The organism is Acidocella sp., assembly GCF_013044125.1.
Taxonomy (GTDB): domain Bacteria; phylum Pseudomonadota; class Alphaproteobacteria; order Acetobacterales; family Acetobacteraceae; genus Acidocella.
The window spans coordinates 1-3745 of record NZ_JABEVC010000174.1 but is presented as its reverse complement, the minus strand read 5'-3'; the positions used below and the strand labels follow the sequence as shown (position 1 = coordinate 3745).

Annotated in this window: 3 protein-coding genes and 1 pseudogene; 3 read left to right on the top strand and 1 reads right to left on the bottom strand. The window is 62.3% G+C overall.

All coding sequences use genetic code 11. The annotated features are described in order from the left end of the window. A pseudogene (locus HKL97_RS10690) lies at positions 1-244 on the bottom strand (hypothetical protein); the annotation flags it as partial. A 154-nt stretch (positions 245-398) separates the two neighbouring features. On the opposite strand from HKL97_RS10690, the gene HKL97_RS10685 reads away from it, so the two are divergent. From HKL97_RS10685 to HKL97_RS10675, 3 genes are all read left to right on the top strand, one after another. Further along, complete coding sequence (locus HKL97_RS10685; RefSeq protein WP_291425144.1) at positions 399-2195, top strand: alpha/beta hydrolase; 1797 nt, start codon at positions 399-401, stop codon at positions 2193-2195. A gap of 80 nt (positions 2196-2275) precedes the next feature. Then, positions 2276-3343, top strand: coding sequence for a glycosyltransferase (locus HKL97_RS10680; RefSeq protein ID WP_291425143.1), 1068 nt, complete (start codon positions 2276-2278; stop codon positions 3341-3343). Next, positions 3333-3737 carry a hypothetical protein gene (locus HKL97_RS10675; RefSeq protein WP_291425141.1) on the top strand — a complete coding sequence of 135 codons (405 nt, stop codon included), beginning with the start codon at positions 3333-3335 and terminating at the stop codon, positions 3735-3737. The genes HKL97_RS10680 and HKL97_RS10675 overlap by 11 nt, the downstream gene beginning before the upstream one ends. Positions 3738-3745: the final 8 nt, after the last annotated feature.

The following is a 3745-nucleotide window of genomic DNA, read 5'->3' as shown; positions in this document are numbered from 1 at the left end:
GCCCTGGGATGTTGGGCAGCGGCGGCGGGGCGGCGGGCAGTTCCAGCCCGGCCAGCGCACCCGGCGAGGGCGGAGAGACGCCGGGGGTGCTGGCGCGCGCGCGCGCGGCGATAGCGGCTTGCGCGCCGGGCGCGGCTGGCGGCGGGGCTTGCGGCACATCGGCGAGATTGGGGTAGGGCTGGTCCGCTCCTGGCGGGGGTTGCCGGTTCTGGGCAATCGCGCCACCTTCAAGGCTGTGGTACAAACCTAACGAACCGGAACAACCGCCCAAGAACAATGATAGAACAACAGACACCGCAGAACCAAGCCGCCGAAATGTCATCAGGATTTTCTCCGCAAGCAAAAACGCATATCAGTTGTTTGCCTGAGAACTGCCGCCACGGAAAGGATAGCCATAAATGACGCAAACCACCGGACAGAACGAAACCGACATAAAGCTGCCGGATGCCGAGCAGTTGGGGCGTTCCATGGCCGATATCGCCGCGCGTTCGCAGCGCCTGGTGAACGACTGGCTGCGCCGCCAGGCACAGGAGGGCGTGGAGCTGGATCCGCTGAATGTGGGTGGCGCGTTTTTGGAGATGACCAGCAAACTGCTCGCCAATCCGGGGCAGATGGTGCATGCGCAACTGGGGTTGTGGCGCGATTATATGACGTTGTGGCAGAATACGACGCGGCGGATTATGGGCATGGAATCGGAGCCGGTGATCCAGAGCGACCCGAAGGATAAGCGATTCGCCGACCCGGCCTGGCAGCAGAATGAAATTTTTGATTATATCAAGCAGTCGTATCTGCTTTCGGCGCGCTACATAAATGATGTGGTAACGAAAGTGGACGGGCTGGAGCCCAAGACCGCGCAGAAGATTGATTTCTACTCCCGCCAGTTCATCAATGCGCTCAGCCCCAGCAATTTTGCCTTGACAAACCCCGAGGTGCTGCGCCGCACGCGCGAGACGGGGGGGGAGAATCTGGTGAAGGGGTTGAGCAACCTGCTGAGCGATCTGGAACAGGGGCGGGGCAATCTGCGGATCAAGATGGCTGATACCGAGGCCTTCAAGGTTGGCGGGAATATCGCGGTTTCGGAAGGCAAGGTTATCTACCAGAACGAGTTGATGCAGCTTATCCAGTACAGCCCGGCGAGCGAGACGGTGTTTGCCCGACCGGTGGTGATTTTTCCGCCGTGGATCAATAAATTTTATATTCTTGACCTGCGGCCGAAGAATTCGCTGGTGCGCTATCTGGTGTCCCAGGGGCATACGGTGTTCATGGTGAGCTGGGTGAACCCGGACGCCACGCTGGCGGACAAGAATTTTGATGACTACATGGTGGAGGGCGTGCTCGCGGCGCTGGATGCGATCGAGAAAGCCACGGGGATGCGCGAGGTGAACGCCATCGGTTATTGCCTGGGGGGGACGCTGCTGGCTTCCTCGCTGGGGTATATGAAGGCGACCGGGGATGAGCGGATAAAGGCCGCGACGTTTCTTGTCACGCTGACCGATTTCACCGATGCGGGGGAGCTTGGCGTGTTCATCGATGAGGAGCAGTTGAGCAGCATCGAGGAGAAGATGTTCAAGAAAGGATATTTGGAGGGTGCTGACATGGCGGCCACCTTCAATATGCTGCGCGCGAATGATTTGATCTGGAGTTTTGTTGTCAACAACTATCTGCTTGGCAAGGAGCCGTTTCCCTTCGATCTGCTGTACTGGAACTCGGACGCGACCCGCATGCCGCCGGCGATGCATTCGTTTTATTTACGCAATATGTATCAGAAGAACCTGCTCGCGCAGCCGGGCGGCATCGCGATGAAGGGCGTGCCGGTGGATCTGCGCAGGATTGATATTCCGGTTTATTTTCTTTCCTGCCGGGAGGACCATATCACGCCCTGGACCAGCACCTACAAGGGCGCGTTGAATTTTGGCGGCCCGGTGCGTTTCGTGCTGGCGGCCTCGGGCCATATCGCGGGCGTGGTCAATCCGCCCGAGGGGGGCAAGTATAATCATTTCATCAATGCCGAACTGCCGGCAAATCCGGATGAATGGTTTACCGGCGCGACCGAGGTTGGCGGGTCCTGGTGGCCGGACTGGCAGCGCTGGGTGAGCGGGTTTGACAGCACCAGGGTGCCGGCGCGAATCCCCGGCAAGGGCAAGTTGAAGCCGATCGAGAATGCGCCAGGGAGCTATGTGCAGGTGCGGGCGTGAGGGGTTTGTGAAGGCGGGCGTCTGCCTGTAAGGCACGGTATAAGCGGCCATTACCGGCTTTGCTGGCAGGGGTTTTTTAAATGCGCGTTCTGCATGTGATGGCGGGCAAGGGGAATGGCGGGGCCGAGTTGTACTCGACCGATGTGATGCTCAGCCTGCATGAGGCAGGGATTGACCAGTGCGTGGTGATGCGCCCTGATGCGCCGCGCGCGGGGGAGCTGGCGGCGGCCGGGCTGCGCATGGCGCCGGAGGTATTGGCGGATTCGTTTCGTCCACTGCAATGGTGGCGGATGCGCCGGCTGATCGCGCGCGAGAAGCCCGATATCATTCATTGCTGGATGCGCCGGGCCGCGAGCCTGGTGCCCGCCTCGGCGCGCCAGCGGGCAGAGGTGATCGGCTGGTTCGGCGATTATGAGGAACTGCGGTATTTTGGGCATTGCACCCGTTTTGTGGGCGTGACGCGCGATTTGGTGCGGCATATGCACGAGGCTGGCGTGACGGCGGAGCGGGCGGCGTATATCCCGACGTTTCCCACGGTGGATGACGCCCCGGCGATTGACCGCGCGGCGCTGGTGACCCGGCCGGAGGCGCGGGTGCTTCTGACGCTCTCGCGGCTGCATCCGGTGAAGGGGCTGGACACCATGCTGCATGCCCTGGCGTTTCTGCCGGACTGCGTACTGTGGGTCGCGGGGGACGGGCCGATTCTGGCTGAGTTGCAGGCTTTGGCCGAAAGGCTGGATGTGGCGGGACAGGTGCGGTTTCTGGGCTGGCGGACTGACCGCGGGGCCTTGCTGCGTGCGGCCGATGTGTGTGTGCTGCCCTCGCGCTATGAGCCGTTCGGGACTGTGATTCTGGATGCGTGGCAGGCGGGGACGCCCTTTGTCGCCTGCGACAGCGACGGGCCGCGCGCGTATATCCGCAATGGCGAGAACGGCATGCTGGTGCCGGTGAATGACAGCGCGGGCCTGGCCGTGGCGATCCGCAAGGTGCTGGATGACAAGGCGTTGCGGGAGAAAATCGCGGCGCAGGGGCATGCGGAGTATCTGGCCGGATTCACCCGGGAGGCGGTGACGGCGCAATGGATCGACTATTATCAGGGCCTGATGGCGGCCAGGGACACCGGAGGAGCGGCCGTGCGTGCGCTCTGAGCGGATGCGCAAGGCCGCGCTGGCAGCGGCGCTGATTGTTCCGTTGGGGCTGCTGCATGCCTGGGTGCTGGCGGAAATCTGCATTGGCCTGGTGGATGTTTTGTTTTTGTACGAATGCGCGCGGGGGCGGGGCTTTGCCTGGGCGCGCCAACCCTGGTTCATGGCCGCGATGCTGTGGTGGGGCTGGCTGTTGCTGTGCTCGCTGCCGCTGCCCTTGCTGGGGACCGGCGGGGCGGGCTGGCGCATGGGCTTTATGCAGGCGCTGGTGATTCCACGGTTTTTTGTATTCACGGCGGCGTTGCAGGGCTGGGTGCTGAGCACGCCGGGCGCGCGGCGGGCGGCCTGGTGGATGCTGGCGGCAGCATCGGTATTGATTGGCCTGGAGGCCTGGTAGCAATATCT